A 25,247-nucleotide genomic window follows, 5' to 3' on the forward strand; every position below is an offset into this window, starting at 1 on the left:
TGGAGGGTGTCGGTGTGACTCAGTGTCCCCGGGCCTCACCTAATATCGCCTTCGCGGAATACCGTTCGGCTGGAGCCGCGTCGTGCCACTCGCCGAGAGGCGACCTGCACACCGACACCAGCGCCGCCCCCGTCCTACCGGCCGGGGGCGGCGCTGTCTGCATGCCCGGTTCGCGAACCTGCCTCAGTTGACCTATCTTCAGAGGGTCGCTCGCGTGGGAGGGGGTGTCGGGGTTGGGTCTACGGACCTTTATCGAGGGTTGGCCGGTCTACCGCCAGCTCACCGGCACGGACCCGCTGGGCCGGGGCGCTGCGGCGAAGTCCGACGGTTCCCGCGCGCTCACCGCCCGTACCGAGGACGCCGACAGCGTCGCCCGTTCGGTCTGCCCGTACTGCGCGGTGGGTTGTGGTCAGCGGGTGTTCGTCAAGGACGGGCAGGTCAGTCAGATCGAGGGTGATCCGGACAGCCCGATCTCGCGGGGTCGGCTCTGTCCGAAGGGTTCGGCGAGCAAGAGCCTGGTCACCAGTCCGCTGCGGCAGACCACGGTCCGCTATCGCCGTCCGTACTCGACGCAGTGGGAGGATCTCGAGCTCGACACCGCGCTCGACATGATCGCCGACCGGATCCTCGCCGCCCGCGAGCAGACCTGGGAGGACGTCGACACGCAGGGCCGGCCGCTCAACCGGACGCTGGGTATCTCCAGTCTGGGTGGGGCGACGCTGGACAATGAGGAGAACTACCTCATCAAGAAGTTGTTCACCGCGATGGGGGCGCTCCAGATCGAGAACCAGGCCCGTATTTGACACTCCGCCACCGTCCCCGGTCTGGGGGCCAGCTTCGGTCGTGGCGGTGCGACGGATTTCCAGCAGGACATCGCCAACGCTGACGTGATCGTCATCCAGGGTTCGAACATGGCCGAGGCGCACCCCGTGGGTTTCCAGTGGGTGATGGAGGCCAAGCGTCGGGGGGCGAAGGTCTTCCACGTCGACCCGCGGTTCACGCGGACGAGTGCGGTCGCGGATGAGTACCTGCCGATACGGGCGGGCACGGACATCGCGTTGCTCGGTGGGGTGGTGCGCTACATCCTGGACAACGAGTTGGACTTCCGGGAGTACGTGCTCGCGTACACCAACGCGGCGACGATCGTCAGCGAACAGTTCAGCGACACCGAGGACGGCGACGGCTTCTTCTCCGGCTTCGACCCGGAGACCGGCACCTACGTGCAGGACAGCTGGCAGTACGAGGGGCACGAGGGTTCTTCGGGCAGTGGGCACACCGCCCAGGAGCGGGACAGCGCCGCGGGGTTGACGCACGAGTCGCACGGCGCGCCGGTGGGCGGGCAGACCCGGCGCGATGAGACGTTGCAGCACCCGCGCTGCGTGTACCAGATCCTCAAGCGACACTTTTCCCGTTACACGCCGGAGATGGTGGAGCGGGTCTGCGGCATTTCGCAGGCGCAGTTCCTGGAGTTGGCGCGGGCGTGGACGTCGAACTCCGGCCGGGACCGCACCGGCATGTTGATCTATTCGGTCGGGTGGACGCAGCACAGCGTGGGTGTGCAGTACATCCGGACCGGCGCGATCATCCAGCTGTTGCTGGGCAACATGGGCCGCCCGGGTGGCGGGGTGATGGCGCTTCGCGGCCACGCCAGCATCCAGGGCTCGACCGACATCCCGACGTTGTTCAACCTGTTGCCCGGCTATCTGCCGATGCCGCACCACGCCGAGCACCCGAGCTTCGACGAGTGGGTGGACAGCATCCGCCACCCGGGCCAGAAGGGGTTCTGGGGTAACGCGGGGTCGTTCGCGGCCAGCCTGCTCAAGGCGTACTGGGGTGACGCGGCGACGCCGGAGAACGACTTCTGCTACGGCTATCTGCCTCGGCTGACCGGTGATCACGGCACGTACCAGCAGGTGCTCAACATGATCGACGGGAAGATCAAGGGGTACTTCCTGCTCGGGCAGAACCCGGCGGTCGGTTCGGCGCACGGCCGGGCGCAGCGGCTCGGCATGGCCAACCTCGACTGGTTGGTGGTCCGTGACCTGTTCATGATCGAGAGCGCGACGTTCTGGCAGAACGGCCCCGAGGTCGCCACCGGGGAGATCGTGCCGGAGGAGTGCCGTACGGAGGTGTTCTTCCTGCCCGCCGCGTCGCATGTGGAGAAGGAAGGCACGTTCACCCAGACGCAGCGGTTGCTGCAGTGGCGGGAGAAGGCCGTCGAGCCGCCGGGCGACGCCCGCTCGGAGCTGTGGTTCTTCTATCACCTGGGCCGCAAACTGCGGGAGAAGCTGGCCGACTCGCCGCTGCCGCGCGACCGGGCGCTGCTCGATCTCACCTGGAACTACCCCACGCACGGTCCGCACGCGGAGCCGAGCGCCGAGGCGGTGCTGCGCGAGATCAACGGGTACGACGTGGCGAGCGGCCGCCCGCTGTCCGGTTTCGCCGAGGCCCGCGCGGACGGCTCCACCGCGATCGGTTGTTGGATCTACACCGGGGTGTACGCGGACGGGGTGAACCAGGCGGCCCGGCGCAAGTCCCGGCACGAGCAGGACTGGGTGGCCGCCGAGTGGGGTTGGGCGTGGCCGGCGAACCGGCGCATCCTCTACAACCGTGCCTCCGCCGACCCGGACGGCAACCCGTGGAGTGAGCGCAAACGCTACGTGTGGTGGGACGCGGAGAAGGCCGAGTGGACCGGTTACGACGTGCCGGACTTCGAGAAGACCAAGCCACCGTCGTACCGGCCGCCAGCCGGCGCGTCCGGGCCGGAGGGCATCGCGGGCGACGACCCGTTCGTCATGCAGGGCGACGGCAAGGGCTGGCTGTACGCGCCGAGCGGTGTCCTGGACGGGCCACTGCCGACGCACTACGAGCCGGTGGAGTCGCCGGTGCGTAACCCGCTCTACGGTCAGCAGGCCAACCCGACCCGCAAGATGTACGCACACCCGGTGAACTCGGTGAACCCGAGCCCGCCGCAGGAGCACGCTCAGGTGTTCCCGTACGTGTTCACGGTCAGCCGGCTCACCGAGCACCACACCGCCGGCGCGATGAGCCGGACCGTGTCACCGCTGGCCGAGCTGCAACCGGAGATGTTCGTCGAGGTGTCCCCGGCCCTGGCCGGCGAGGTCGGGCTGACGCATCTGGGCTGGGCGCACCTGGTCAGCGGCCGCGCGGTGATCGAGGCGAAGGTGCTGGTGACCGACCGGCTCACCCCGCTGCGGGTGGACGGTCGGATCATCCACCAGGTGTGGTTGCCGTACCACTTCGGTTTCGAGGGTCTGGTGACCGGTGACTCGGCCAACGACCTGTTCGGCATCAGCCTGGACCCGAACGTGCTGATCCAGGAGAGCAAGGTCGGCACCTGCGACGTGCGGCCGGGCCGCCGTCCCACCGGCCCGGCGTTGCTCGACCTGGTGACCGACTACCAGCGGCGCGCCGGAATCGTCCCGGGCCAGCACGCCCCGGCCGTCACCACCGACAACGAGGGGAAGGAGCACGGTGCTTCCTGACCCGAACAGCCTGTACGGTCCGCTGGACCCGGCACCCGACGCCGGCTACGAGAACGCGCCGCCCCGGATGGGGTTCTTCACCGACACCAGCGTCTGCATCGGCTGCAAGGCCTGCGAGGTCGCCTGCAAGGAGTGGAACGGCGTCCCGGAGAGCGGCCTGGACCTGCTCGGCATGTCGTACGACAACACCGGCGCGTTGACCGCGAACTCGTGGCGACACGTGGCGTTCATCGAGCAGCCCCGCCCGGCCGGGCAGGGCGCCGCACCGGCGGACGTCCTCGGCGCGCCGGTCGACGCCAACCCGGACCGGCCAGTCGACGCGGGACCGCAGTTCCTCGGGATGCCGGGGGCCCAGCCGCCGGGCCGGGGCACTGGCGTCGAGGAGCGCACGGATTTCCGGTGGTTGATGATGTCGGACGTCTGCAAGCACTGCACCCATGCGGCCTGCCTGGACGTCTGCCCGACGGGTTCGTTGTTCCGCACCGAGTTCGGCACCGTGGTGGTGCAGGAGGACATCTGCAACGGGTGTGGGTACTGCATCTCGGCATGTCCGTACGGGGTGATCGATCAGCGTAGGGACGACGGTCGGGCGTGGAAGTGCACGCTGTGCTACGACCGGTTGGGCGCGGGGATGACTCCGGCGTGTGCGCAGGCGTGCCCGACCGAGTCGATCCAGTACGGGCCCCTCGACGAGCTGCGGGAGCGCGCCGCCGCCCGGGTGGCGACGCTGCACGACCGGGGGGTCCCCGAGGCCCGCCTGTACGGGCACGACCCGAACGACGGCGTGGGTGGTGACGGGGCGTTCTTCCTGCTCCTGGACGAACCCGAGGTGTACGGGCTGCCGCCCGACCCGGTCGTGACCACTCGTGACCTGCCGAAGATGTGGAAGCGCGCCGGCCTCGCCGCCCTCGCCATGGCGGCGGCGACCGTCGCCGCGTTCGTCGGAGGTTCTTCATGACCCCACCGGGCCCCGTGGGCGACCGGTTCCGTCGCTTCCGGGAGCGGCTCGCCGCCGAGGGCGGCGACCAGTCACAGGTGAGCGACGAGCGGCCCAGTGCCGAGGGTGGTGCAGCGGCCACGAGCGGCGCGAAGGTCGCGAGGGGCACAGCGGCCACGAGCGGTGGCGACCATCCGAACGACAGGGACACCACCGCCAACAGCCGCCGGGGTGACCTGACGACGCGGCGGAGCACCGAAGCCGCGGGCCGGCGGGGCAGGCGGCGCGGTGGCGGCGAGGAACTGCGGGTGCCGGAGGCCGAGTTCACGTCCTACTACGGTCGGCCCGTTCTGAAAGGGCCGGTCTGGAAGTGGGACATCGCCGCGTACCTGTTCACCGGCGGGTTGGCCGCCGGTTCGTCGCTGATCGCCGCGGGTGGGCAGCTCACCGGGCGGCCCGCGCTGCGGCGCGCCGGTCGGGTCACCGCGTTGGCCGCCGTCAGCGCCAGCGCCGTCTTCCTGGTGAGGGACCTGGGCCGGCCGGCGCGGTTCCACCACATGCTGCGGGTGGCCAAGCCGACCTCGCCGATGTCGATGGGCACCTGGATCCTCACCGCGTACGGGCCGGCGGCGGGCGTCGCCGCGATCGCCGAGGCGGCCGGTGTGCTGCCCCGGCACGGTCTGCTCGGGCTGGCCGGCCGGGCGTTGCCGCCGATCGGGCACGCCGCGGGGCTGCTCGCCGCCGGCACCGCGCCGGCGCTGGCCACGTACACCGGGGTGTTGCTGGCCGACACGGCGGTGCCGTCCTGGCATGAGGCGTACCCCGAGCTGCCGGTGATCTTCGCGGGCAGCGCGCTGGCCAGCGGCGCCGGCGTGGGTCTGCTCGCCGCGCCGCCGGCCCAGGCCGGGCCGGCCCGCCGGATGGCGGTGGCCGGCGCGGCCCTGGAGCTGTACGGCGCGCATCGGGTGGAGACCCGCCTCGGCCTGCTCAGTGAGCCATACCGGTTGGGTCGGCCGGGTCGGTTGCTGCGCGCCGGGCGGTTGCTGACCGCCGGCGGGGTGGCGGGCGCGCTGCTGGGCCGGCGCAGCCGGGTGGTCGGGGCGCTCTCGGGGGCCGCGCTGCTGGCCGCGTCGGTGCTGACCCGGTTCGGCATCTTCTACGGCGGCGTCGCCTCGGCCCGCGACCCCCGCTACACGGTGGTGCCGCAGCGCGAACGGGTCGAAGCGCGGCGAACCGGCATGGATCTTCCAGCTGATCGGGCGGTCCCGCCCGCGGTGTGATCGAATGTCCGGTGGAGGCGTTCAGGCGGCTGGTGCCCCTCCCGGTCTTCAAAACCGGAGTGGTCCGGGACCCGGGCCAGGCGGGTTCGATTCCCGTCCGTCTCCGCCACACCGCTTGCAGGAGATGACGTGATGGGCGACGGCCCGGTGGACCCCCGACGTCGGGTGCCCCGTACGGACACGCTGCTCGCCGACCCGGTGCTGGCCGCCGCCACCGCGACCCTCGGCCGGGAGCAGGTCAAGGCGATCGTCTCCCACGCGCAGGGCCGCGCCCGCCGCGGTGAGCTCAACCCCGACGAGGTACGCGACGCGGCGGTCGCCGCGCTGCCCACCCCCGGCCCCCGGGTGGTGCTCAACGCCACCGGTGTCGTGCTGCACACCAACCTGGGTCGGGCGCCGTTGTCGTCCGCCGCGGTCGCCGCGGTGGTGGCCGCCGCCGGGCACACCGACGTCGAGTTGGACCTGGCCACCGGCCGGCGGGCCCGACGCGGCCGGGGCGCGCTCGACCCGCTGACCGCCGCCGTGCCCGACGCGGGCGCCGTGCACGTGGTCAACAACGGCGCCGCCGCGCTGGTGCTGGCCGCCACCGCGTTGGCCGCCGGCCGGGAGATCGTGGTCAGCCGGGGCGAGCTGGTCGAGATCGGCGACGGTTTCCGCCTGCCCGACCTGTTGGAGAGCACCGGCGCGCGGCTGCGCGAGGTGGGCACCACCAACCGCACCACCCTCGCGGACTACGCCGCGGTGCTCGGCCCGCAGACCGGCTTCGTGCTCAAGGTGCACCCGTCGAACTTCCGGGTCACCGGCTTCACCTCCGCCGTCGGCGTACGGCAACTGGCCACGCTCGGGGTGCCGGTGGTCGCGGACATCGGCTCCGGGCTGCTCGGCGCGGACCCGTTGCTGCCCGACGAACCGGACGCGGCCAGCACGCTGCGCGCCGGCGCCGCGCTGGTCACCGCCAGCGGCGACAAGCTGCTCGGTGGGCCGCAGGCGGGGCTGCTGCTGGGTGACGTCGAGGTGATCGACCGGTTGCGTCGCCATCCGCTGGCCCGGGCGCTGCGGGTGGACAAGCTCACCCTGGCCGCGCTGGCCGCCACCCTGCACCAACCGGACACCCCGACCCGGGCGGCGCTGCACGCCGACCCCGGTGTCCTGCGCGAACGGGTGGAGCGGCTGCGGGACCGGCTCGGCGTGGACGGCCGCAAGGCGGAGGTGGTGCCGGCCGTCGCGGTGGTCGGCGGGGGCGGCGCCCCCGGGGTGGAGTTGGACTCGTGGGCGTTGAGCCTGCCCGAGCGGTACGCGGCGCCGCTGCGCACCGGAGACCCGCCGGTCCTGGGTCGGGTGGTGCGCGGGCGGCTCCTGCTCGACCTGCGCTGTGTGCCCGCCGACGCCGACGAGGCCGTCCGCGCGGCCGTGCTGCGCGTACCCGGGGACGACTGAGCGTGTTCGTCGTCGCGACCGCCGGGCACGTCGACCACGGTAAGTCGACACTGGTCCGGGCGTTGACCGGTATGGAACCCGACCGGTGGGCCGAGGAACGCCGCCGGGGGATGACCATCGACCTGGGTTTCGCGTGGACGACGTTGCCGTCCGGCGGCACCGTCGCCTTCGTTGACGTGCCCGGGCACGAGCGGTTCGTGCCGAACATGCTCGCCGGGGTCGGCCCGGTTCCGGCGGCGCTGATCGTGGTGGCCGCCGACGAGGGCTGGATGCCGCAGTCCGCCGAGCACCTGGCCGCGCTCGACGCGCTCGGTGTCGCGTACGGCCTGCTGGCGGTGACCCGCGCGGACCTGGCCGATCCGGGGCCGGCGACGGCCCGTGCCCGCGCCGAGATCGCCGCGACCAGCCTCGGCGCGGTGCCGGCGGTGGCGGTCAGTGGCCTGACCGGCGCCGGCCTGCCGCAGTTGCGGGCGGCCCTGGACCGGCTCGCCGCCCAACTGCCCGCGCCGGTGCTCGACGACCCGGTCCGGCTGTGGGTGGACCGCAGCTTCACCGTGCGCGGCAGTGGCACCGTCGTCACCGGCACTCTCGGCGCCGGGCGGCTGCGGGTGGGCGACGAACTGGAGCTGGCCGGCGCCGACGAACCGGTCCGGGTCCGTGGCCTGCACTCCCTGGGGGAGGCCCGCCCGGAGGCGGCGGCGGTCGCCCGGGTGGCGGTCAACCTGCGCGGTACGCCCCGCGACCGGCTCGGTCGGGGCGACGCGTTGCTCACTCCGGGCCGTTTTCACCACACCGACCTGGTCGACGTTCGGCTCGCCGGCGACCCGGCCGCCGACCTGCCGGCCACCCTCACCCTGCACGTCGGGTCGGCGGCGGTGCCGGTGCGGGTGCGCCCGCTCGGCCCGGACACCGTCCGGCTGCGGCTGGCCCGCCCGCTGCCGTTGCTGGCGGGTGACCGGGCGCTGCTGCGGGACCCGGGCCGACACCACGTCAGCGGCGGGGTGCGGGTGTTGGACGTGGCACCCCCACCGCTGGGCCGACGGGGTGCCGCCGCCGCCCGCGCCCAGGTCCTCGCCGAGTTGGACGGTCGACCCGACCTGGCGGGTGAGCTGCGCCGTCGCCGGCTCATCCGGGCCGGCGCGTTGATCCGGATGGGTGTGCCGGTGCACGCCGAGCCGGTGGCCGGTGACTGGCTGGCCGACCCCGCACACTGGCGGCGGCTCGGTGAGCGGCTGACCGAGGAGGTCGCCCGGCACGCGCGGGAGCACCCGTTGGAGCCCGGGATGCCGGTGGACGCGCTGCGCCAGCGCCTCGACCTGCCCGACCGGGTGCTGGTCGAGGCGTTGGTCCGGCCGCCGCTGCGCATCCACGCCGGTCGGGTCGGGGCGGCGAGCGCCAACGCGCTGCCCGAACCGGTGGCCCGGGCGGTGCAACGGGTCCGCGCCGAGTACGGCGACCGGCCGTTCCGGGCCCCCGAGGCGGACCGCCTCGTCGACCTCGGCTTGGGCCCCCGGGAGATCGGCGCCGCGGTGCGGGCCGGTGCTCTGCTGCGGCTGGCCGACAACGTGGTGCTGCTGCCCGACGTGCTCGACGACGCGGTCCGGGTGTTGGCCGGGTTGCCGCAGCCGTTCACCCTCTCCGCGGCCCGGCAGGCGTTGGACACCACCCGCCGGGTGGCGGTGCCGCTGCTGGAGCTGCTGGACCGGCGGGGAGCGACCCGTCGGCTGCCCGACGACGCCCGCATCGTCGTCACCTGAGCGCACGCCTTGCGGGGCTGACAGGGTTGCGCTGAGGTGCGACTGTGGCGTGATGCTCGAGGTGTCCCCGTCGCGTCATCTCGGTGGCGGGTGGCGTGCGGTCGTCCCGGTGGTGCTGCGCTGGGCGCTGCCGGTGCTGTGGGTGCTGTGGGCGCCGTTGGCGTGGTGGGCCGAACCGCGCGAGTCGACGGAGGCTCAGCTCGACCGGGATCTCGTGGCCGGCCGGGTGGTGACCTTCCAACGGGCGCAGGGCTGGGCCGACGACGCGTACTGGGGCAGCCGACCGGATCTTCGGTACGCGACCGACGGCGCGATCCTGGCGTGGACCGTGCCGAACGGCCAGACCCGGTACGCCTTCGTCGACCCGCCCGCCTCGGCTTCGTACCCGGGTGGGCCGGACCTGTCGACGAACGCCGGGCAGGACGCGCGGCTCGCTGCCGTGGCCGACCCGTGGCAGGCCGGCGGCGCCCTCGCGCACCGGATCGCGGGCACCGCCGGTCTGCTCGCCGGTGTGCTGACCCTGCTCTGGCTGGGCCGGTTGATCGGTGGCGCGCCGCCGCTGGCGGGCACCCGCTGGTTCTGGTTCTGGGTCGGGCTGATCCCGTTCGGGGTGGGTGTGCTGGCGTGGACCTACCGGGAGCTGTGGAGGCCGCCGTCGCCGCCGGTGCTCGACCGTGCCTCCGGATGGCGTGGCGTCGGCTGGCTGGTGCTCGCCGGGTTCGGGATCGCCCTGCTGGTGTCGGTGGCTCGTGGCGTGCTCGGAACGACTGTGGTGCCGGGCTGAGCCGGTGGTGCCGGCCAACCGGCCCCGAGGTCGGTGACGGTCACCTACGGTGACGCCATGGACCCTTCGGCGGTCTGGCGGGACCGGCAGCACCGGTGGCGGATCGAGGCGTACCGCGCGCCGGACCTGCGCTTCGCCATCTACGCCACCAATGGCCCCACCGAGTCGGTGCCGCTGTGGCTGTTCGGGATGTCGGCGCTGGCCCGGTGGCTGATGACCCACGCCATCTCGCTGGACGATCTGGAGGTCGACTGAGCGGGGCGGGGTCGCAAACCGGGCCCGCGGTGCGCCCCGCTGCGGTTGAGTGACCTCAGGCGGCGGACGGGGGTGCGCGATGGGCGGTCAGCTCGGGCAGTTGGCGTTGGTGGCCGTGCTGGTGCTGGTCAACGCCGCGCTCTCCGGCAGCGAGATGGCGCTGGTGACCCTGCGGGAGGGGCAGTTGCGGCGGTTGGGCCGGCGCAGCCGGGCCGGCGACCGGTTGGTGCAGCTGTCCCGCGACCCGAACCGCTACCTGGCCACGATTCAGCTCGGCATCACCCTGGCAGGGTTCCTGGCCTCGGCGGCGGCCGCGGTGTCGTTGGCCGGTCCGCTGGTCGGGCCGTTGGGTTTCCTCGGCGGGGCGGCGCGTCCCGCCGCGGTGCTGCTGGTGACCATGCTGCTGACGTTCGTCACGCTGGTGCTCGGGGAGTTGGCCCCGAAGCGGCTGGCCATGCAGCGGGCCGAGCGTTGGGCGTTGCTGAGCGCCGGCCCGCTGGATCTGCTGGCCCGGGTGTCGCGGCCGGCGGTGTGGCTGCTCAGCCGGGCCACCGACGCTGTCGTGCGGCTCGCCGGTGGTGACCCGCGGGCCAACCGGGAGGAGATGACCGAGGAGGAGTTGCGGGAGATGCTGGCCAGCCAGCGCGGCCTGTCGGCCCAGCAGCGGGAGATCCTGACCGGCGCGTTCGACATCGCCGGCCGGACGCTGCGGGAGATCCTGGTGGCCCGGCGGGAGGTGACCACGCTGCCGGCCGGCCTGGCCGCCGACGAGGGGGTTCGGTGGCTCGCCGCCGCCGGGCGGTCCCGCGCTCCCGTCACCGGCCCCGGCGGCCTGGACGAGGTGCTCGGGGTGGTGCACATCCGCGACCTGGTGCGGGCCGGCAGCGCCCCGGTGGGCGAACGGGTCCGGGCGCCGCTGCTGCTGCCGGTGACCCTGCCGGTCGCCGACGCGATGCGTCAGCTGCGCCAGGAGCATCAGCAACTGGCCCTGGTGGTCGACGAGCACGGGGGCATCGACGGCATGGTCACCATGGAGGATCTGCTGGCCGAGGTGGTCGGTGAGTTGTACGACGAGACCGACCGCGACGTGCGCGGGGTCATCCGGGAACCGGACGGGTCGCTGCTGGTGCCCGGTGACTTCCCGCTGCACGACCTGCCCGACCTGGGAGTGCGGCTGAGCTTTCCGTTGTCCCGGGACTACACGACGGTGGCTGGTCTGGTGCTGGCCCGACTGCGGCACCTGCCGGACTCCCCGGGTGAGACGGTGCGGCTGCCCGGGCTGACCCTGGAGGTGGTGGAGGTCGCTGACCGGGCGGTGCGCCGGGTGCGGCTGTGCGGGTTCGTCACCGAGCGCTGACCGTTCACCCAGAAGGCTGACAAAAGGCCCAAATCGACAAAGCGGGCAACGCGGTCCGCCTACCGTGCCAGACGTGAAGGACCGAGGGTTGCGTACGTTCGTCACGGTGCTGGCCGGCCTCGCGGTGATCTACTTCGGCAGCGCCGGCCGCAGCCCCGAGGAGGGCCGTGGCATCTCCGGCGGGGTGGTGGTCCTGGCGTTGCTCGCCGCGCTGCTGGTGTGGCACCTGACCCGCCCCGGGGACAAGACGGTCAAGTGAGCGCCTCAGCGGGCGGCGACGCGGGTGACCTCACCGGCGGACTCCTCACCCAGCGCCACTCGTACCAGCGCTGACGCGAGCTGGCCGAAGTCCGGTTCGTCGACGAGACCGGCGAGCCGGTCCGGGGACCCCGGCAGGCCCAGCCTTTTCGCCCCGGCCAGGGCCCGACGGTCGGCGTACGGGCGCACGTCCGACCAGACCGTCTGCGCCTCACGCAGGTAGATGTCCGCGCCGGTGGGGCCGATGCCGGGGAACTCGGTGAGTCGCCGCCGCAGCCCGGCCGGGTCGCCCTGGGCCTCCCGGTGCAGGCGTCGCAGGTCACCGTGCCAGCGGTCCAGGCACAGCCGGGCGCCGGTGCCGAGCATGGTGGCGGTCCGCTCGTCGTAGCGGCGGTAGTGGCCCCGGCCCAGCGCGTCGACGCGCTCCTGCCAACTGGCCGCCTCCATGGCCTGTGGGGTGCGGTAGCCGGCGGCGAACAGCTCCCGCGCGGCGTCCACCGCCACGCACGCGCGGATCCGGGTGCTCAGCAGCGTGGTCAGCACCAGCAGCTGATACAGCGGCCCCGGCCGGTCGGAGAGCCGGATGCCGGCCTCATCCGCGTACGTGCGGCCACGCCGGTCGAGCAGCACCCGCACCACACTTCGGTCATTGCCCACCCTGTCGGGTTACCCACTTGAGGACCCGCTAGCCGTCGCGCCGCTGACCGCGGTCGGAATGCCATCGGGGCGGGCGGGTATGCCGACGGTGGAGGCGGTCATGCCGCCCCCGTACCCGGAAGGGAGACATCCGTGGTCAATCCGCAGCAGGAAGAGTTCCGGCGCAACGCCAAGGGCGCCACCAGTCAGGACAGCAAGGGGCCCAAGCCGACCGGGCACCCGCTCAACAGTGGATCGTCGCGCGGGGACGCCGGTCGACCGGTTCCCAAGGGGCAGGTGTCGCCGTACGGCCCGGCCGGTGAGCCGGTGGCCGAGGACGACAGCGACACCCGCTGACCGATGAGCTAGCGACCGCGGGCTGGCGGCCGCCGCAACCTGTTCCAGGTGGCGGCGGCCGCCAGTCCGTACGCGAGGTGCGGGATGATGTCGGAGATCCAGTCGGAGCGCCGCCACGTACGCGGGTCGCTGATCCCGAGCACGGTGATCGACCCGTCGGTCATGGTCATCACGCCCGCGCCGAGCAGGCCGGTGGCCACCGGCAACGGCTGACGTCGACCACCGGCGTAGAGCGCGAACCCGACGCCCGCGGCTACGCCCAGCCCGTAACCGATCAGAGGCCCGAGGCCCGAGCGGCGGTTGGCCGCCCGGGCCCCGTTCCCCAGGTCCACGTGCGCGATTCCGGCCAGCCGGTCGACGGTCTCCTGCGGAACGTCGCTCTCCGGTCGTCCCCGTAGCGCCATGTCGAGGTAGCTGACCACGTTCAGCGCGGTGCTGCCGACGGCGCCCGCGATCGCGCCGTCGGCCACGTCGACCCTCCTCACTTCGGGTCGCCCGGTTCGCGCTCGCTCTTCGGGCCGTACGTCCGCTCACCGCGCACCACGCCTCGTTGACCGCGATCCTCCTGGAGGATCCGGTTCGCGACCTGGTTGGCCTTGCCGTCGGGTACTCGGCGCCCGGAGTCGTCGATCGCGTTGCGCAACCGCGCCCGCTGCTTGTCGTACGCGTTACTGCCCGGCCGTGGTCCTGGCATCTGTGCCTCCTTCGTCGGTCTGGGCACCTGGTGCTGCCCACCGTCCGCTGGGCGTACCGCGGCCGTCTACCCGTCTGGCGGCGGGCCAACCCCGGCGCGCTACTGGGGCGCGCGGACCACGACGACCGGGCACTGCGCGTGGTGCAGCATCGACTGACTCACCGACCCCAGCAGCAACCCGGTCACCTCGCCGCGCCCGCGCCCACCGACGACCGCCAGTTGGGCGGAGCGGGACGCCTCGGCGAGCACGCTGCCGGGTCGACCATGCACCACCTGGCAGGTCAACCGCAGACCCCGGTGGTCCTCGGTGAGCCCGGTCAGCCACCCGGCGAGCATCCGCTCCTGCTCGCCGGCGAGCTTCGCCTCGTCGTACACCAGGGGTTGCATGTCGCCCGGGCCGTTGCTGCCGGGGTGTCGGTAGGCGTGCACCGCCACCAGCGGCACGCCGAGCGACACGGCGGTCTCGGCGGCGAAGTCCGCCGCCCGACGGGAGGCGTCCGAGCCGTCCACCGCGACCAGCACCGGCTCGTCGGGTCGTTGCGTGCCGCGCGCGACCAGCACCGGGCAGTCGGCGTACGCGGCGACCTGCACCGCGACCGAGCCGACCACCAGCGCGGAGAACCCACCCAGCCCGCGGTCGCCGAGCACGATGAGCGCGGCGGTGGGGGACTCACCCACCAGCACCGCGGCGGCCTCACCGTCGATGATCTCGCCGGAGATCGACAAGCCGGGCACTGTCGCCTCGGCCTCGCGCACCGCGGCCTCGACGAGTTCCTCGGCCCGGTGGCGCAGCCCACCGCCGGGTGGCGCGTCCGGGGCGGGGGAGACCGGTACGTGCAGCAGCGGCCAGATGAAGCCGTGCACGACCCGCAGCGGTCGGTGCCGGCGCGCCGCCTCGGTCGCGGCGAGACGCACGGCGCGCAGCGCCGACTCCGAGCCGTCGACGCCGACCACCACCGCCGCGTTGTTTGCCGAGTTCACCGTCCACCTCCGCTCGCGGCCAGTATCGCGGGCCTGGACGCCCTCGCGCCGCGATACCGCTGAGCGCGTTCCGGTCGGTACGCTGGGCGACGACCGGGGAGGGAGCGCCGCCGATGGGTGAACCAGACCAGCCGAGCACCGCTCGCATGATCGATTTCTGGCTCGGCGGGCAGCACCATTTCCCCGTGGATGTGGCCGCCGCTAACGCGTTCGAGCAGGCGTACGGGCCGTGCGCGCCGGTGTTCCGGGAGCTGCGGGCGTTCCTGGGCCGGGCGGTGCGGGCGATGGCCGAGCAGGGCGTGGACGGGTTCCTGGTGTTCGGCGCCGGGGTGCCGACGATGGGCAACGTGCACGAGGTCGCCACCGACGCCACAGTGCTCTACACCGACGTCGACCCGGTCACCATCCGACTGGGACAGAGCATCCTCGCCGGCAGCGACCGGGCCGGCTACGGCTTCGGCGACGCGACCGACATCGGCACTATCGACCCGGCGCAGTTGCACCGTTTCGTGCCGGGCTGGGGTCGGCGGCCGGTCGGGGTGGTCTTCCTCGGCCTGGCCGCGTTCCTCGACGACGCCACGCTGACCCGCACCCTCGACGAGCTGTACGCTGCCGCGGCGCCGGGCAGTCTGCTCGCGGTGGACTTCGACACCGAGGAGCTGGCCGGCCACCCGCAGGCGCTGGCCATGATGGGACCGCAGTTCCGGATGCGTCCACCGGCGGCGTTCGCGCCCCTGCTGGGTCGGTGGGCGCCGACGGCGGACGGGATCGTCCCGGTCGCCGAGTGGCGGCCGGACGGCCCGCCGGCGCGGGTGCCCGACGCGTTCCACGGTGTGCTCGCGACCCGCGCGGGTGACTGACCGCGCCGATCATCCGTCCGGGAGCGTCCGTATGATGCTTGCCCTATAGCAAGCTTCTGGGGAGGACGACGATGGTAGACGCGCCGGACGTGGTGTCGCGCGCGTTGCGCGAGGCCCCGCCCGACCAGTTGGCCGAGGCGGCGGACCGGGCGATCCGGTCGGCGATGGGCGCGCTGCGCACCGATGTCTTCGTCGCCGACTACCGGATCAGCGGCCTCTGGCCGGTGCTGGACCCGGACCTGCCGGCGGGTGGGTTCCTGGCCTGCCACACCATGGCGCAGCGCTGCTTCAGCAGTCAGCAGCCGGTACGCGACGGTGAGGGCCCCTGCCGGCTCTACCTGCCGTTGACGGTCTGGGGGGAGCGGCTGGGTGTGCTGCTGATCGAGCTTCCGACCGTACCGAACGCGGCGGTCACCGGTCGGGCGACGGACATCGCCGGCGCCCTGGCGGTGGCGATGCGCGCGGCGGACCGGGAGACCGACCGTTACCGGCGGGCCCGCCGTCGGGAGCGACTGACGATGGCCGCCGAGATGCAGTGGGACCTGCTGCCCGGTCGTGGTGTGTCGCACCACGCGTTCGATCTGGCCGGTCAGCTCGAACCGGCGTACACGGTGGGTGGCGACCACTTCGACTGGTCGTTGGACGGCGACCGTCTCACCGTGACGGTGCTCAACGGCGAGGGCAGTGGGCTGGCGGCGTCCCTGTTGACCGCCGTCACGGTCAACGCGATGCGCAACGCGCGGCGCTCCGGTGGCGGCCTGGTGGAACAGGCCGAACTGGCCTCGGACACGGTCTTCTACCAACATCGGGGCGCCCGGTACGTGGCCACCTTGCTGCTGGAGGTGGACACTCGCCTCGGCCGGGTGCGGGCGGTCGACGCGGGCTCCCCCCATCTGTTGCGGATGCGCGGGTCCACGGTCGAGCCGATGAAGCTGGATCAGCAGCTGCCGCTGGGCATGTTCGCCGAGACCCGCTACGAGCTTCAGGAGGTGCAACTCGCCCCCGGTGACCGGCTCTTTGTGGTCAGTGACGGGGTGTGGGCCGCCGAGCCGCCGGGTCAGGAGCCGTACGGGCAGCGGGTGATGGCTCGTTCCCTGCGCGCCACGCGGCTGCAGCCACCGGCCGAGGCGGTTGGTACGGTGATGCGCGAACTGCACGCCTATCACGCGGATTCCGATCTGCGCGACGACGCCGTCGTGGTCTGTCTGGACTGGCACGGTCCGCGCGAACGGGGCACGGGGTGAGATTCGCCGCCGCGTTGCCGGGCGAGCACCAGCGCGACGACGGCAGGGGACATCAGGTGGAGCGACCTGCGGATCTCGCCGCGGCGATCGACGCGGCCGCCGGGACGCTGATCGCCGTACTGGAGTCGGCCGCGTCGCGGCACCAGGTGCCGCCCACCCAGCTGAGGGTGCTCACGCTGATCAGCGCTCGACCGGAGACCAACGTCAACGGGTTGGCGGAGTTGCTGGACGTGGTGCCCTCGTCGGCGAGCCGTCTGTGCGACCGGCTGGAGGCGACCGGGCTGTTGCGTCGGGTGGCCGATCCGCGCGACCGGCGGGAGGTGCGGTTGGTGCCGACCGCTGCGGCGCTGACCCTGTTGGGGGAGCTGGCCGAGCGGCGGCAGCGCGCGGTGCAGGCGGTGCTGGACCGGATGCCGGCGCGGATGCAGCACGAGCTGCTGTTGGCGCTGGCCGGGTTCGCTCGGGCGGCGACCTCGGTGCCCGAGCAGCAGACCGATCCTGCCGTGCAGACGGCCTGAGCATCGTCCCCGTCTTCCACTAGTATCCTAGGACGCTCTACGCGTGGTGATCCACGCCACAGTGCGGCACAGCCGCACCGACAGCCCGGCGGCGGCGCCCGGCCAGCGAGAGGAAGCCCGATATAGTGGCAGCGCACCTACCCGGCCCGCGATCATCGAGATCGCGGGCCGCATCAGGGGAAGGGGCCCCGCCCGGGGCCGCAGGGAGAGCCGGCACTGGTCGGCCCGACAGCGCGTACGACCCTCAGCCGCGCCCGGCGTCGGCCGGGGGCCCGCGTGCCGTACAGGAGGATCGGTGTCGCGTCGGCCAGCTCGGGCAGAGCAACCGCGGGACACCGGTGACGAGACTCCCGGCAACCAGGTGCTCACCCTGCCCAACCTGATCAGCTTCGGGCGACTGCTGGGCGTGCCGCTCTTCCTCTACCTGTTCCTGGTGGCGCGGGCCGACGTGGCGGCGGTCGTGGTGCTGGCCATCGGCGGCACCACCGACTGGGTCGACGGCTGGATCGCCCGCCGCCTGCACCAGGTGAGCCGCCTGGGCGAGCTGCTCGACCCGCTCGCCGACCGGCTCTACATCCTCGCCACCCTGGTCGCCTTCACCGCGCGGGAGGTGGTGCCGTGGCAGTTCACCGCGGCGCTGCTGGCCCGTGAGGTGCTCCTGCTCGCCTCGCTGGCGGTGCTGCGTCGCTACGGGTACGGGCCGCCGCCGGTGCACTACGTGGGCAAGACCGCCACGTTCCTGCTGCTCGCGGCCTTCCCGGTGCTGCTGCTGGCCAGCGCGGCGACCGACGTGGCGACGGCGGCGAGCGCCATCGGTTGGGCGTTGGCCTGGTGGGGGCTGGTGCTCTACTGGGTGGCCGGCGGGATGTACGTCGTGCAGGCGGCCCGGCTGGTGCGCGCGGCGCGCGGCCCGGGAGCGGCGGCGTGAGCGCGCCGCGGCTGGGAAAACCCGGCCAGGATCGGGTGTACGCGCCGGACTTCCTCACCGAGCTGTTCCGCAACCCGCTGGATCCGGGGTACGCGGACGCGGCCGCCGCCCGTCGGCGCTCGGCGGAGTCCGCTCCGGCGCGCGGGTGGCGGGCCTTGCCGGCGAGGTCGGTGAGCCTGGTCGTGGTGGTGATGCTCGGTTTCCTGTTCGCGGTCGCGTACCGGCAGACGATGGCGGACGAGCCGGGGCGGAGCCAGGCCCGCTCGGGTCTGGTGGCGCAGATCAAGGAGCGGGAGAGCCAGACCGATCGGTTGTCCACGCGGGCGGATCAGCTGCGCGAGGAGGTCAGTCGGCAGCGGGACGCGGCGTTGAGCGGGTCGGCCGCTGCCCGGTTGCGCAACCTGGAGGCGAGTACCGGGCTGGGTCGGGTGCGCGGTGATGGTGTGGTGGTGCGGCTGGCGGACGCGCCGGACAAGGCGGACGCGGTCACCGGTGCCGGCGCTGGGCCGCCGCGGGTGCTCTACAGCGACCTGCAGGGGGTGGCGAACGCGTTGTGGAGTGCTGGCGCGGAGGCGATCGCCATCAACGGGCAGCGGTTGACGTCGACGTCGACGATCCGGTCGGCGGGTGAGGCGATGCTCGTGGATTTCCGGCCGGTGACCGGGCCGTACGAGGTGTCGGCGATTGGGCCGGGTTCGATGCGGCGCAAGTTCGAGGACAGCCGGAACGCGGCGCTGATGCGGAAGGTCGCGCAGGGGACGGGGTTGTCGTTCGGTGTGCGGGAGGCGGATGACCTCACCCTGCCGGCCGCGCCGGAGCCGCAGCTACGCTACGCCAAGCCGTCGGTCAGTCCGAGCCCTTCCGCGTCGGGTGTCCGGTCCGGCAGTCCCGGGTCGTCCGGTCCGGCGACGACTGTTAGCCCCTCCGGAGGTGGCCGATGATCGCGGTGTTGGCGTTGCTCGCCGGTGTGGTGCTGGGCGTGTGGCTTGATCCCACGGTGCCGGCGGCGTTGCAGCCGTACCTGCCGATCGCGGTGGTGGCCGCGTTGGACGCGGTGTTCGGTGGGGTGCGGGCCCGGTTGGACCGCATCTTCGACGACAAGCAGTTCGTGGTGTCGTTCATTTCGAACGTGCTGGTCGCTGGTCTGATCGTGTATCTGGGTGACCAGTTGGGGGTGGGTGGGCAGTTGTCCACCGGTGTGGTCGTTGTGCTGGGTGTGCGTATCTTCGGCAACGTGGCGGCGATCCGTCGGCACCTGTTCCGGGCGTAGGTTGGGTTGCGATGAGTGACGAGCAGACCGACACGGGGACCGGGTGGCCGCAGCCGGCGGGTCCGGTGCGGCCGGGTGGGCCGGCGGGTGAGCCGGATCCGCGGCCGGATGCGCCGGATCCGGATGAGTTGAGCCCGTTGGCGCCGCAGGGGCCCGCGCAGCCGTCGGATGACGAGCCTGCGGTGGAGCCGGACGTGGAGCCGGAGGTGGAGCCGGTCGACGATGGTGCGACGGTGGACCTGAGCGCGGTGTCGCGGTCGGGGGAGCCGGTCGCGGGTTCCGACGGGTTGGCGGAGCCGGTGGGGGAGTCGGCGGCGCCGGCGGTGGCTGGTCGGTCCCGGTGGAGTACGGCCGGGGTGATGATCGCCGCGTTGTTGGCGTTGCTGGGTTTCACGTTGGTCGTGCAGTTGAAGACGACGTCGACGGACCCGACGTTGGGGGCGACCCGGCAGGAGGACCTGGTCCGGATCCTGTCGGACCTGGATGCGCGGGAGAATCGCCTCCAGCAGGACATCCGGGCTCTGGAGGACAGTCAGCGGCAGTTGCGCTCGGGTGAGCAGGGTCGTCAGGCGGCGTTGGACGAGGCGACGCGGCGGGCGGACGAGTTGGGCATCCTGGCGGGGACGTTGCCGGCGGTGGGCCCGGGGTTGACGGTGCAGTTCGATGCCGGGGTGAAGCCGATCTCGGCGAACCGGGTGTTGGACGCGGTGCAGGAGCTGCGTGGTGCGGGCGCCGAGGCGATGCAGATCTCGGGTGGGGATCGGGCGACGGTGCGCATCATCGCGTCGACGTACTTCCTCGATGGGGACAACGGGTCGTTGATGGTGGAGGGGCGTCGGTTGTCGGGGCCGTACACGATCACGGTGATCGGTGATCCGGCGACGATGCGTACGGCGTTGAACATTCCTGGTGGGGTGGTGGCGTCGGTCCGGGGTGACGGCGGTAACGTGACGTTTGGGGAGCGTGAGGTTGCCGAGGTTTCGGCGCTGCACGTGCCGATCAAGTTGGAACACGCCCGTCCGGTCTCCTGACCGGCGCGGCCGCGCCGGACCCGGGTGGTCCGGGGCACCGATGGATGAAGGACGCGTCTGGTGATTCCCGAGGATCTGCGATACACCGCCGAGCATGAGTGGGTGGCGGGTGACGGCACGGCTTCGGTCCGGGTCGGCATCACCCACTTCGCGCAGGACGCGCTCGGCGACATCGTGTACGTGCAGTTGCCCGAGGCGGGTGCGGTGGTCGCGGCCGGTGACTCGTTGGGTGAGATCGAGTCGACCAAGAGTGTGTCGGAGATCTACGCGCCGGTGGCCGGTACGGTGGCGGCGCGCAACGACGCGTTGGCTGACACGCCTGAGCTGATCAACACTGATCCGTACGGTGAGGGTTGGTTGGTGGAGATCACGCCGAATGATCCGACTGCGACGGATGGGTTGCTGACGGCGGCCGCGTATCAGAAGATCACCGAAGGCTGAGTGTGCTTGATCCGGTGCGTGGGATGTCTGCGCGCGTCCGGTTGCCCTGCATTTCGGCGCTGGCTAGGCTCGCCCAGTCGACCGAGAACCCAATAGTTGAGCGTTGCGGAATTGCCTTCCCGGGCACGGGGAGCCAGCCGCCGGGTGTTCAAGTGCCCGGCGGCCAGACCCGCCATTACCCGACGCCGACCGAACAGATCCGTGAGGTGGTCCCATGACGCGGCCAGACGACGAGTTCCCCCCACTCGACGTCACTTCGACGCTCAATCTCGGTTCGCTCGACGAAGTGCTGGAGGGGCCGGATACCGATGTGGTGCCGAGCCGGATGTCCGGTTCGTTGCCGCCGGGTATGGCGCTGCTGGTGGTTCGTCGAGGCCCGAATGCGGGTGCCCGGTTCCTGTTGGACCACGATGTGACGACCAGTGGCCGGCACCCGGACAGTGACATCTTCCTGGATGACGTGACGGTGTCGCGTCGGCACGCGGAGTTCCACCGTGATGGTGGGACGTTCACGGTGCGGGACGTGGGCAGCCTGAATGGCACGTACGTCAATCGTGAGCGGGTTGAGGCGGCCACGTTGAGCAATGGTGACGAGGTCCAGATCGGTAAGTTCCGGGTGGTGTTCATCGCCGGTCCGCGCCCGGAGGAGGAGGCCGGCCGGGGGTGAACGAGCCTGCGGCCTCCATGTCACCCGGGGCGGCTCGGTCTGAGCCGCTGATGAGCATCGGTGAGGTGCTTGGGCAGTTGCGGGTGGATTTTCCGGATACCACGATTTCGAAGCTGCGGTTTCTTGAGGCCGAGGGTTTGGTCGAGCCGCAGCGGACGGCGGCGGGTTACCGGAAGTACAGCTGGGACGATGTGGCGCGGTTGCGGTTCGTGTTGACCGCGCAGCGGGACAAGTACCTGCCGTTGCGGGTGATCCGGGAGCAGTTGGCCCAGTGGGATTCGTCCGGTGAGCAGCCGGGGCGGTCGCGGCCGGCGTTGGTGGCGGTTGGTCCCGATGGTGCGGTGCCGGGTCGTGAGTTGGCGGAGCCGGCCGAGTCGTCGCAGGTGCGGCTCGGCCGGGCGGATCTGGTGGCGCGCAGTGGCGTCGACGAGTCGACGTTGGTGGAGTTGGAGCGGCTCGGTGTGCTGGTGTCGGATCCGCCGGGGTGGTATGACGCGGATGCGTTGATCATCGCGTCGGCGGTGGCGGGGTTGGCGGCGTACGGGTTGGAGCCGCGGCACCTGCGGGGTTATCGGACGGCGGCGGACCGGGAGGTCGGTTTGTTCGCGCAGTTGGTGGCGCCGTTGGCGCGGCAGAGTGATCCGGCGGCGCGGGCGCGGGCGGCGGAGACGGCGCGGGAGTTGGTGGCGTTGTCGGAGCAGTTGCACGCGGCGTTGGTGCGGGTGGGTCTGCGGTCGACGTTGGGTCGGTGAGGGTGCCCGGTGGGTGGCGGCTGAGCGGAAAGATCTCTTCCGGGAAGCGTGCCGTAGGCTTGCCGGGGTAACCCCTTTTCGGCGCGAGCGTGGTGCTGTAGCGCATGGGACGGCCGTGTTGCGGTCCGTGTACGGTGCAGGGAAGGGCGCGGTGCGGCGTAGGTGACAACGACACGGAGGCGGCGGTGCGCGAGCTGAGCGTGGTCGGAGTTCGGGTGGAGCTGCCCAGCAACCAGCCGATCGTCCTGCTCAGGGAGGTCGAGGGCGACCGCTATCTGCCGATCTGGATCGGCGCGGTCGAGGCCACGGCTATCGCTTATGAGCAGCAGGGGGTCAAGCCGGCCCGGCCGTTGACGCATGATCTTCTGCGGGACGTGTTGGCGGCGTTGAAGGCGCCCTTGCAGGCGGTGGAGATCACCGAGCTGAAGGAGAACGTCTTCTACGCGGATCTGTTGATCGGCGATGGGGTGCGGGTGTCGGCGCGGCCGAGCGATTCGATCGCGTTGGCGTTGCGGGTCGGTGCGCCGATTCGTTGTGCGGAGCAGGTCCTCAGCGAGGCGGGGATCGTTATCCCTGATGAGCAGGAGGACGAGGTGGAGAAGTTCCGCGAGTTCCTGGAGCAGGTGCGTCCGGAGGATTTCGCGGGCTGAGGTGTGCCTGGGCTCGGTTGGTGATCTTTCTCGGTGGCTGCGCGGCGTGTCGCGTCGGTTCCTCCGTGGTAACCCCTGACGGTGGCGATAGGGTTTCCATGTCGAGGGGTGCGCGTCCCGGAAACGATGCGTCGCCACACTGACGGGGAGGTTGTCCGGATGCACGAGCCGCGGGATTCCGATCCGGGTGCAGAGTTCGACGAGCCGGGTGCCTCGTCGCCAGGTGTGGCGACTGAGGGTGACGGTTCGGTTGGCTACCGGGGTGTGACGGCCTGTCACGCGGTGGGCATCAGTTACCGGCAGTTGGATTATTGGGCGCGGACGACGCTGGTGGTGCCGAGCGTTCGGGATGCCTCGGGTTCGGGGACGCAGCGGTTGTATTCGTTCCGCGACCTGGTGGTGTTGAAGGTCGTGAAGCGGTTGTTGGATGCGGGGGTGTCCCTGCAGAACATCCGTAAGGCGATCGAGGCGTTGCGGTCGCGTGGTGTGGAGGATCTGGCGGGGATCACGCTGATCTCTGATGGGACGACGGTGTACGAGTGCCGGTCTCCGGAGGAGGTGGTCGACCTGTTGCAGGGTGGCCAGGGGGTCTTCGGCATCGCGATCGGTGGGGCCTTCAAGGAGATCCAGGGTTCGCTGTCGCATCTGCCGGCGGAGCCGGCGATGAGCGGCCCGGCGGAGCCGGCGGTGGCGTCGGGGCCAGATCCGGTGGGTGACGAGTTGGCGGCGCGGCGGGCGCGGCGGCGCGCCGGCTGACGTTCTGTCTTTCGGATTTTTTCCGGTTGTTTTCTCGCGACCGTCGGTGACGGTGGCAGGGGTTTATTGCCCGTGACGGTCCACTGTGGATACCGTGGGTGTCGTTCCCGTGGCTCCTTGTGAGATACCGATCGGTAGCGGTGACGCACCGTGGCGGCGTGTTGTCGGGAATCCGATAAGGGGGCGCTGACCGGAAGCGGTTGACACGCTATGGTCCCTCACGGTTCTGGACCCTTCACCCCCCGGAAGGAACGACCGTGACGGTTACGGAAGAGACCGCTCCCGCCTCGCACTACGACCGCATTGGCGGTGCCAGTTCGGTCAAGGCGGCGGTTGAGCTGTTCTACGACAAGGTGCTCGCGGACCCGGAGTTGGCGGGCTATTTCGCTGACGTGGACATGGCCGGTCAGCGGCGGCATCTGGCGTTGATGTTGACCGTGGTACTGGGTGGCCCGAACGAGTACACGGGTCGCGGGTTGGCCGAGGCGCACCAGCCGTTGAACATCACGGTGGGGCACTACGCGAAGGTGGGCGAGCACCTGACGGTGACGCTGACCGAGCTGGGGGTGCCGGCGGACATCCTCGCCGACGTGCAGACAGTGCTGGGGCAGGTGCAGGGCCAGGTGGTGGCTGCCGGGAACAGGTCGGGCGCCTGAGCGTGGACGCGGCTCGCCTCAAGCAGAGCTGGTCGGTGGTCGCCGGTCACGGCGACCAGGTGCCTCTCTACTTCTACTCGACGTTGTTCCTCGCTCACCCCGAGACGCGGCAGATGTTCCCCACGAACATGGCCGGTCAGCGGGACCGCCTCGTGACCGCGTTGGGTCACATCGTGTCCAACGTGGACCAGGTGGATCGGCTGGTGGGTTTCCTGCAGGATCTCGGCGCGGATCACCGCAAGTTCGCGGTTCGCGCGGAGCACTACCCGGCGGTCGGTGAGGCGCTGGTGGCGACGTTGCAGCATTTCCTCGCCGAGCAGTGGACCGACGAGTTGGCTGCGGACTGGACGGCCGCGTACGGGTTGGTCGCCCAGGTGATGATGGAGGCCGCGCAGGCCGCTGAGGCGGTCAATCCGCCGTGGTGGGTGGCGGAGATCGTGGCGCATGAGCGGCGGGCGTTCGACGTGGCGGTGTTGACGGTGCGTCCGCAGTACCTGTTGCCGTTCACGCCGGGTCAGTCGATCGGGGTGTCGCACCCGTCGGTGCGGTCGTGGCGGTACTACTCGCCGGCGAACGCGCCGCGCGCGGACGGCACGTTGGAGTTGCATGTGCGGGCCGCGCCGGGTGGCGCGGTGTCGTCGCGGCTGGTGTACGGGTCGGCGGTGGGGGATCGGGTCCACCTGGCGGCGCCGGTCGGGGATCGGCTGGGGTTGTGGTCGGCGGGCTCCAGTGACCTGTTGCTGTTGGTCGCGGGCACCGGTTGGGCGCCGGTGAAGGCGTTGGTGGAGCAGGTGGCCGCGGAGGGTTCCCGCCGGCGGGTGGACCTGTACGTGGGGGCCCGGTCCCGTAGCGAGTTCTACGACAGCGACGCGATCGACAAGTTGGCGTCGTCGCATCCGTGGTTGACGGTGACGTACGTGGTGGGTGCCGACGTGCACCGGCCGGGAGAGTTCGTGCAGGCGGTGGACCGGGCGTTGGCCGACGGTGACTGGCGGTCCCGGCACGTGTTCGTGTGTGGGTCGGACGAGATGGTGTCGCACGCGGTGCGAACGTTGGTCCAGGCGGGTTACCACGCGGGTCAGGTGCACCATGAGGGCCTGGGTGCGCAGTGGTACGGCCCGGCGTGGCGGACGGCGGTGCAGCAGCCGGCTGCGGGTGACACTTCGGGAGGTGGGCACAGGTGAGCGCGAGGAGTGAGCTTGCGAGCCCGGCGGTCGCGAACGGAGGTCTGCACA

The 25,247-nt window shown here is 71.8% G+C and carries 28 protein-coding genes and 1 tRNA gene; 25 read left to right on the forward strand and 4 right to left on the reverse strand.

Annotated features, from left to right (window positions below; translation table 11 throughout):
• Positions 1-233: 233 nt before the first annotated feature.
• The 10 genes from fdh to ACQRWP_RS10610 all read left to right on the forward strand — a co-directional run bounded on the left by fdh (position 234) and on the right by ACQRWP_RS10610 (position 11,572).
• Positions 234-3,506 carry a formate dehydrogenase gene (gene fdh, locus ACQRWP_RS10565; RefSeq protein WP_430502067.1) on the forward strand — a complete coding sequence of 1,091 codons (3,273 nt, stop codon included), beginning with the start codon at positions 234-236 and terminating at the stop codon, positions 3,504-3,506.
• Positions 3,496-4,464: a 4Fe-4S dicluster domain-containing protein gene (locus ACQRWP_RS10570; RefSeq protein ID WP_430502068.1), complete on the forward strand. Its 969-nt coding sequence runs from the start codon at positions 3,496-3,498 to the stop codon at positions 4,462-4,464. The genes fdh and ACQRWP_RS10570 overlap by 11 nt, the downstream gene beginning before the upstream one ends.
• Complete coding sequence (gene nrfD, locus ACQRWP_RS10575; RefSeq protein WP_430502069.1) at positions 4,461-5,723, forward strand: NrfD/PsrC family molybdoenzyme membrane anchor subunit; 1,263 nt, start codon at positions 4,461-4,463, stop codon at positions 5,721-5,723. Before ACQRWP_RS10570 ends, nrfD begins: the two co-directional genes overlap by 4 nt.
• 13 nt (positions 5,724-5,736) lie before the next feature.
• Positions 5,737-5,832, forward strand: a tRNA-Sec gene (locus tag ACQRWP_RS10580).
• A 23-nt stretch (positions 5,833-5,855) separates the two neighbouring features.
• Positions 5,856-7,160, forward strand: coding sequence for an L-seryl-tRNA(Sec) selenium transferase (gene selA / locus ACQRWP_RS10585; RefSeq protein ID WP_430503176.1), 1,305 nt, complete (start codon positions 5,856-5,858; stop codon positions 7,158-7,160).
• A 2-nt stretch (positions 7,161-7,162) separates the two neighbouring features.
• Positions 7,163-8,917 (forward strand): selenocysteine-specific translation elongation factor, encoded by a 1,755-nt coding sequence (gene selB / locus ACQRWP_RS10590; protein ID WP_430502070.1) that lies wholly within the window; start codon positions 7,163-7,165, stop codon positions 8,915-8,917.
• A gap of 52 nt (positions 8,918-8,969) precedes the next feature.
• Entirely contained in the window at positions 8,970-9,701 is a 732-nt protein-coding gene (locus ACQRWP_RS10595) for a hypothetical protein (protein ID WP_430502071.1), read from the forward strand.
• Positions 9,702-9,758: 57 nt separating this feature from the next.
• Positions 9,759-9,956: a hypothetical protein gene (locus tag ACQRWP_RS10600; RefSeq protein WP_030327722.1), complete on the forward strand. Its 198-nt coding sequence runs from the start codon at positions 9,759-9,761 to the stop codon at positions 9,954-9,956.
• Positions 9,957-10,035: 79 nt separating this feature from the next.
• On the forward strand, positions 10,036-11,313 hold the full coding sequence (locus ACQRWP_RS10605; RefSeq protein ID WP_430502072.1) for a hemolysin family protein: 1,278 nt from the start codon (positions 10,036-10,038) through the stop codon (positions 11,311-11,313).
• A gap of 73 nt (positions 11,314-11,386) precedes the next feature.
• Entirely contained in the window at positions 11,387-11,572 is a 186-nt protein-coding gene (locus tag ACQRWP_RS10610; RefSeq protein WP_036410487.1) for a hypothetical protein, read from the forward strand.
• Between the two features lie 5 nt (positions 11,573-11,577).
• Here ACQRWP_RS10610 and ACQRWP_RS10615 read toward each other — a convergent pair whose 3' ends face one another.
• The gene (locus tag ACQRWP_RS10615; protein ID WP_430502073.1) at positions 11,578-12,228 is read right to left on the reverse strand and encodes a hypothetical protein; all 651 of its coding nucleotides are present in this window, start codon (positions 12,226-12,228) and stop codon (positions 11,578-11,580) included.
• Positions 12,229-12,360: 132 nt separating this feature from the next.
• On the opposite strand from ACQRWP_RS10615, the gene ACQRWP_RS10620 reads away from it, so the two are divergent.
• Complete coding sequence (locus tag ACQRWP_RS10620; protein WP_328654239.1) at positions 12,361-12,564, forward strand: hypothetical protein; 204 nt, start codon at positions 12,361-12,363, stop codon at positions 12,562-12,564.
• A gap of 8 nt (positions 12,565-12,572) precedes the next feature.
• Here the strand turns inward: ACQRWP_RS10620 and ACQRWP_RS10625 are convergent, their stop codons facing one another.
• The 3 genes from ACQRWP_RS10625 to ACQRWP_RS10635 all read right to left on the reverse strand — a co-directional run bounded on the left by ACQRWP_RS10625 (position 12,573) and on the right by ACQRWP_RS10635 (position 14,239).
• A complete protein-coding gene (locus ACQRWP_RS10625; RefSeq protein ID WP_430502074.1) occupies positions 12,573-13,049 on the reverse strand; it encodes a hypothetical protein in 477 nt (158 codons plus the stop codon).
• Positions 13,046-13,258, reverse strand: coding sequence for a phosphatidylethanolamine-binding protein (locus tag ACQRWP_RS10630; RefSeq protein WP_088948250.1), 213 nt, complete (start codon positions 13,256-13,258; stop codon positions 13,046-13,048). Before ACQRWP_RS10630 ends, ACQRWP_RS10625 begins: the two co-directional genes overlap by 4 nt.
• Before the next feature lie 99 nt (positions 13,259-13,357).
• Complete coding sequence (locus tag ACQRWP_RS10635) at positions 13,358-14,239, reverse strand: universal stress protein (RefSeq protein WP_430502075.1); 882 nt, start codon at positions 14,237-14,239, stop codon at positions 13,358-13,360.
• Between the two features lie 113 nt (positions 14,240-14,352).
• Here ACQRWP_RS10635 and ACQRWP_RS10640 point away from each other — a divergent pair, with 113 nt between their 5' ends.
• From ACQRWP_RS10640 to ACQRWP_RS10705, 14 genes are all read left to right on the forward strand, one after another.
• A complete protein-coding gene (locus tag ACQRWP_RS10640; protein ID WP_430502076.1) occupies positions 14,353-15,099 on the forward strand; it encodes an SAM-dependent methyltransferase in 747 nt (248 codons plus the stop codon).
• 71 nt (positions 15,100-15,170) lie between these two features.
• Positions 15,171-16,343, forward strand: a complete 1,173-nt coding sequence (locus ACQRWP_RS10645) for a PP2C family protein-serine/threonine phosphatase (protein ID WP_430502077.1) — start codon at positions 15,171-15,173, stop codon at positions 16,341-16,343.
• Between the two features lie 56 nt (positions 16,344-16,399).
• On the forward strand, positions 16,400-16,861 hold the full coding sequence (locus ACQRWP_RS10650; RefSeq protein ID WP_430503177.1) for a MarR family winged helix-turn-helix transcriptional regulator: 462 nt from the start codon (positions 16,400-16,402) through the stop codon (positions 16,859-16,861).
• A 295-nt stretch (positions 16,862-17,156) separates the two neighbouring features.
• Positions 17,157-17,789, forward strand: coding sequence for a CDP-alcohol phosphatidyltransferase family protein (locus tag ACQRWP_RS10655; protein WP_430502078.1), 633 nt, complete (start codon positions 17,157-17,159; stop codon positions 17,787-17,789).
• Entirely contained in the window at positions 17,786-18,730 is a 945-nt protein-coding gene (locus ACQRWP_RS10660) for a DUF881 domain-containing protein (protein WP_430502079.1), read from the forward strand. The genes ACQRWP_RS10655 and ACQRWP_RS10660 overlap by 4 nt, the downstream gene beginning before the upstream one ends.
• The gene (locus ACQRWP_RS10665; protein WP_030327710.1) at positions 18,727-19,059 is read left to right on the forward strand and encodes a small basic family protein; all 333 of its coding nucleotides are present in this window, start codon (positions 18,727-18,729) and stop codon (positions 19,057-19,059) included. Before ACQRWP_RS10660 ends, ACQRWP_RS10665 begins: the two co-directional genes overlap by 4 nt.
• Before the next feature lie 11 nt (positions 19,060-19,070).
• Positions 19,071-20,090, forward strand: a complete 1,020-nt coding sequence (locus ACQRWP_RS10670; RefSeq protein WP_430502080.1) for a DUF881 domain-containing protein — start codon at positions 19,071-19,073, stop codon at positions 20,088-20,090.
• Positions 20,091-20,150: 60 nt separating this feature from the next.
• Positions 20,151-20,531: a glycine cleavage system protein GcvH gene (gene gcvH, locus ACQRWP_RS10675; protein WP_091397961.1), complete on the forward strand. Its 381-nt coding sequence runs from the start codon at positions 20,151-20,153 to the stop codon at positions 20,529-20,531.
• A 214-nt stretch (positions 20,532-20,745) separates the two neighbouring features.
• Positions 20,746-21,198 carry an oxoglutarate dehydrogenase inhibitor Odhl gene (gene odhI / locus ACQRWP_RS10680; protein WP_007071101.1) on the forward strand — a complete coding sequence of 151 codons (453 nt, stop codon included), beginning with the start codon at positions 20,746-20,748 and terminating at the stop codon, positions 21,196-21,198.
• 50 nt (positions 21,199-21,248) lie between these two features.
• Entirely contained in the window at positions 21,249-21,950 is a 702-nt protein-coding gene (locus tag ACQRWP_RS10685) for a MerR family transcriptional regulator (protein ID WP_203121165.1), read from the forward strand.
• 185 nt (positions 21,951-22,135) lie between these two features.
• Positions 22,136-22,600, forward strand: a complete 465-nt coding sequence (locus ACQRWP_RS10690) for a bifunctional nuclease family protein (RefSeq protein WP_030327706.1) — start codon at positions 22,136-22,138, stop codon at positions 22,598-22,600.
• 159 nt (positions 22,601-22,759) lie between these two features.
• Entirely contained in the window at positions 22,760-23,356 is a 597-nt protein-coding gene (locus ACQRWP_RS10695; protein WP_430502081.1) for a MerR family transcriptional regulator, read from the forward strand.
• A gap of 257 nt (positions 23,357-23,613) precedes the next feature.
• Positions 23,614-24,012 (forward strand): group I truncated hemoglobin, encoded by a 399-nt coding sequence (locus ACQRWP_RS10700; protein WP_091397976.1) that lies wholly within the window; start codon positions 23,614-23,616, stop codon positions 24,010-24,012.
• Positions 24,013-24,014: 2 nt separating this feature from the next.
• Positions 24,015-25,196, forward strand: a complete 1,182-nt coding sequence (locus tag ACQRWP_RS10705; protein WP_430502082.1) for a globin domain-containing protein — start codon at positions 24,015-24,017, stop codon at positions 25,194-25,196.
• Positions 25,197-25,247: the final 51 nt, after the last annotated feature.

The organism is Micromonospora trifolii, from assembly GCF_050516465.1.
GTDB classification, from domain to species: Bacteria; Actinomycetota; Actinomycetes; order Mycobacteriales; family Micromonosporaceae; genus Micromonospora; species Micromonospora trifolii.

What these genes read in the sequence shown, in the direction of transcription:
- selA (WP_430503176.1), top strand. Translation starts at nt 5,856, where the DNA reads ATGGGCGACGGCCCGGTGGACCCCCGACGTCGGGTGCCCCGTACGGAC.
- ACQRWP_RS10605 (WP_430502072.1), top strand. Translation starts at nt 10,036, where the DNA reads ATGGGCGGTCAGCTCGGGCAGTTGGCGTTGGTGGCCGTGCTGGTGCTG.
- ACQRWP_RS10600 (WP_030327722.1), top strand. Translation starts at nt 9,759, where the DNA reads ATGGACCCTTCGGCGGTCTGGCGGGACCGGCAGCACCGGTGGCGGATC.
- ACQRWP_RS10595 (WP_430502071.1), top strand. Translation starts at nt 8,970, where the DNA reads ATGCTCGAGGTGTCCCCGTCGCGTCATCTCGGTGGCGGGTGGCGTGCG.
- ACQRWP_RS10695 (WP_430502081.1), top strand. Translation starts at nt 22,760, where the DNA reads ATGCACGAGCCGCGGGATTCCGATCCGGGTGCAGAGTTCGACGAGCCG.
- nrfD (WP_430502069.1), top strand. Translation starts at nt 4,461, where the DNA reads ATGACCCCACCGGGCCCCGTGGGCGACCGGTTCCGTCGCTTCCGGGAG.
- ACQRWP_RS10685 (WP_203121165.1), top strand. Translation starts at nt 21,249, where the DNA reads ATGAGCATCGGTGAGGTGCTTGGGCAGTTGCGGGTGGATTTTCCGGAT.
- ACQRWP_RS10640 (WP_430502076.1), top strand. Translation starts at nt 14,353, where the DNA reads ATGGGTGAACCAGACCAGCCGAGCACCGCTCGCATGATCGATTTCTGG.
- odhI (WP_007071101.1), top strand. Translation starts at nt 20,746, where the DNA reads ATGACGCGGCCAGACGACGAGTTCCCCCCACTCGACGTCACTTCGACG.
- ACQRWP_RS10630 (WP_088948250.1), bottom strand. Translation starts at nt 13,258, where the DNA reads ATGCCAGGACCACGGCCGGGCAGTAACGCGTACGACAAGCAGCGGGCG.
- ACQRWP_RS10645 (WP_430502077.1), top strand. Translation starts at nt 15,171, where the DNA reads ATGGTAGACGCGCCGGACGTGGTGTCGCGCGCGTTGCGCGAGGCCCCG.
- ACQRWP_RS10665 (WP_030327710.1), top strand. Translation starts at nt 18,727, where the DNA reads ATGATCGCGGTGTTGGCGTTGCTCGCCGGTGTGGTGCTGGGCGTGTGG.
- ACQRWP_RS10670 (WP_430502080.1), top strand. Translation starts at nt 19,071, where the DNA reads ATGAGTGACGAGCAGACCGACACGGGGACCGGGTGGCCGCAGCCGGCG.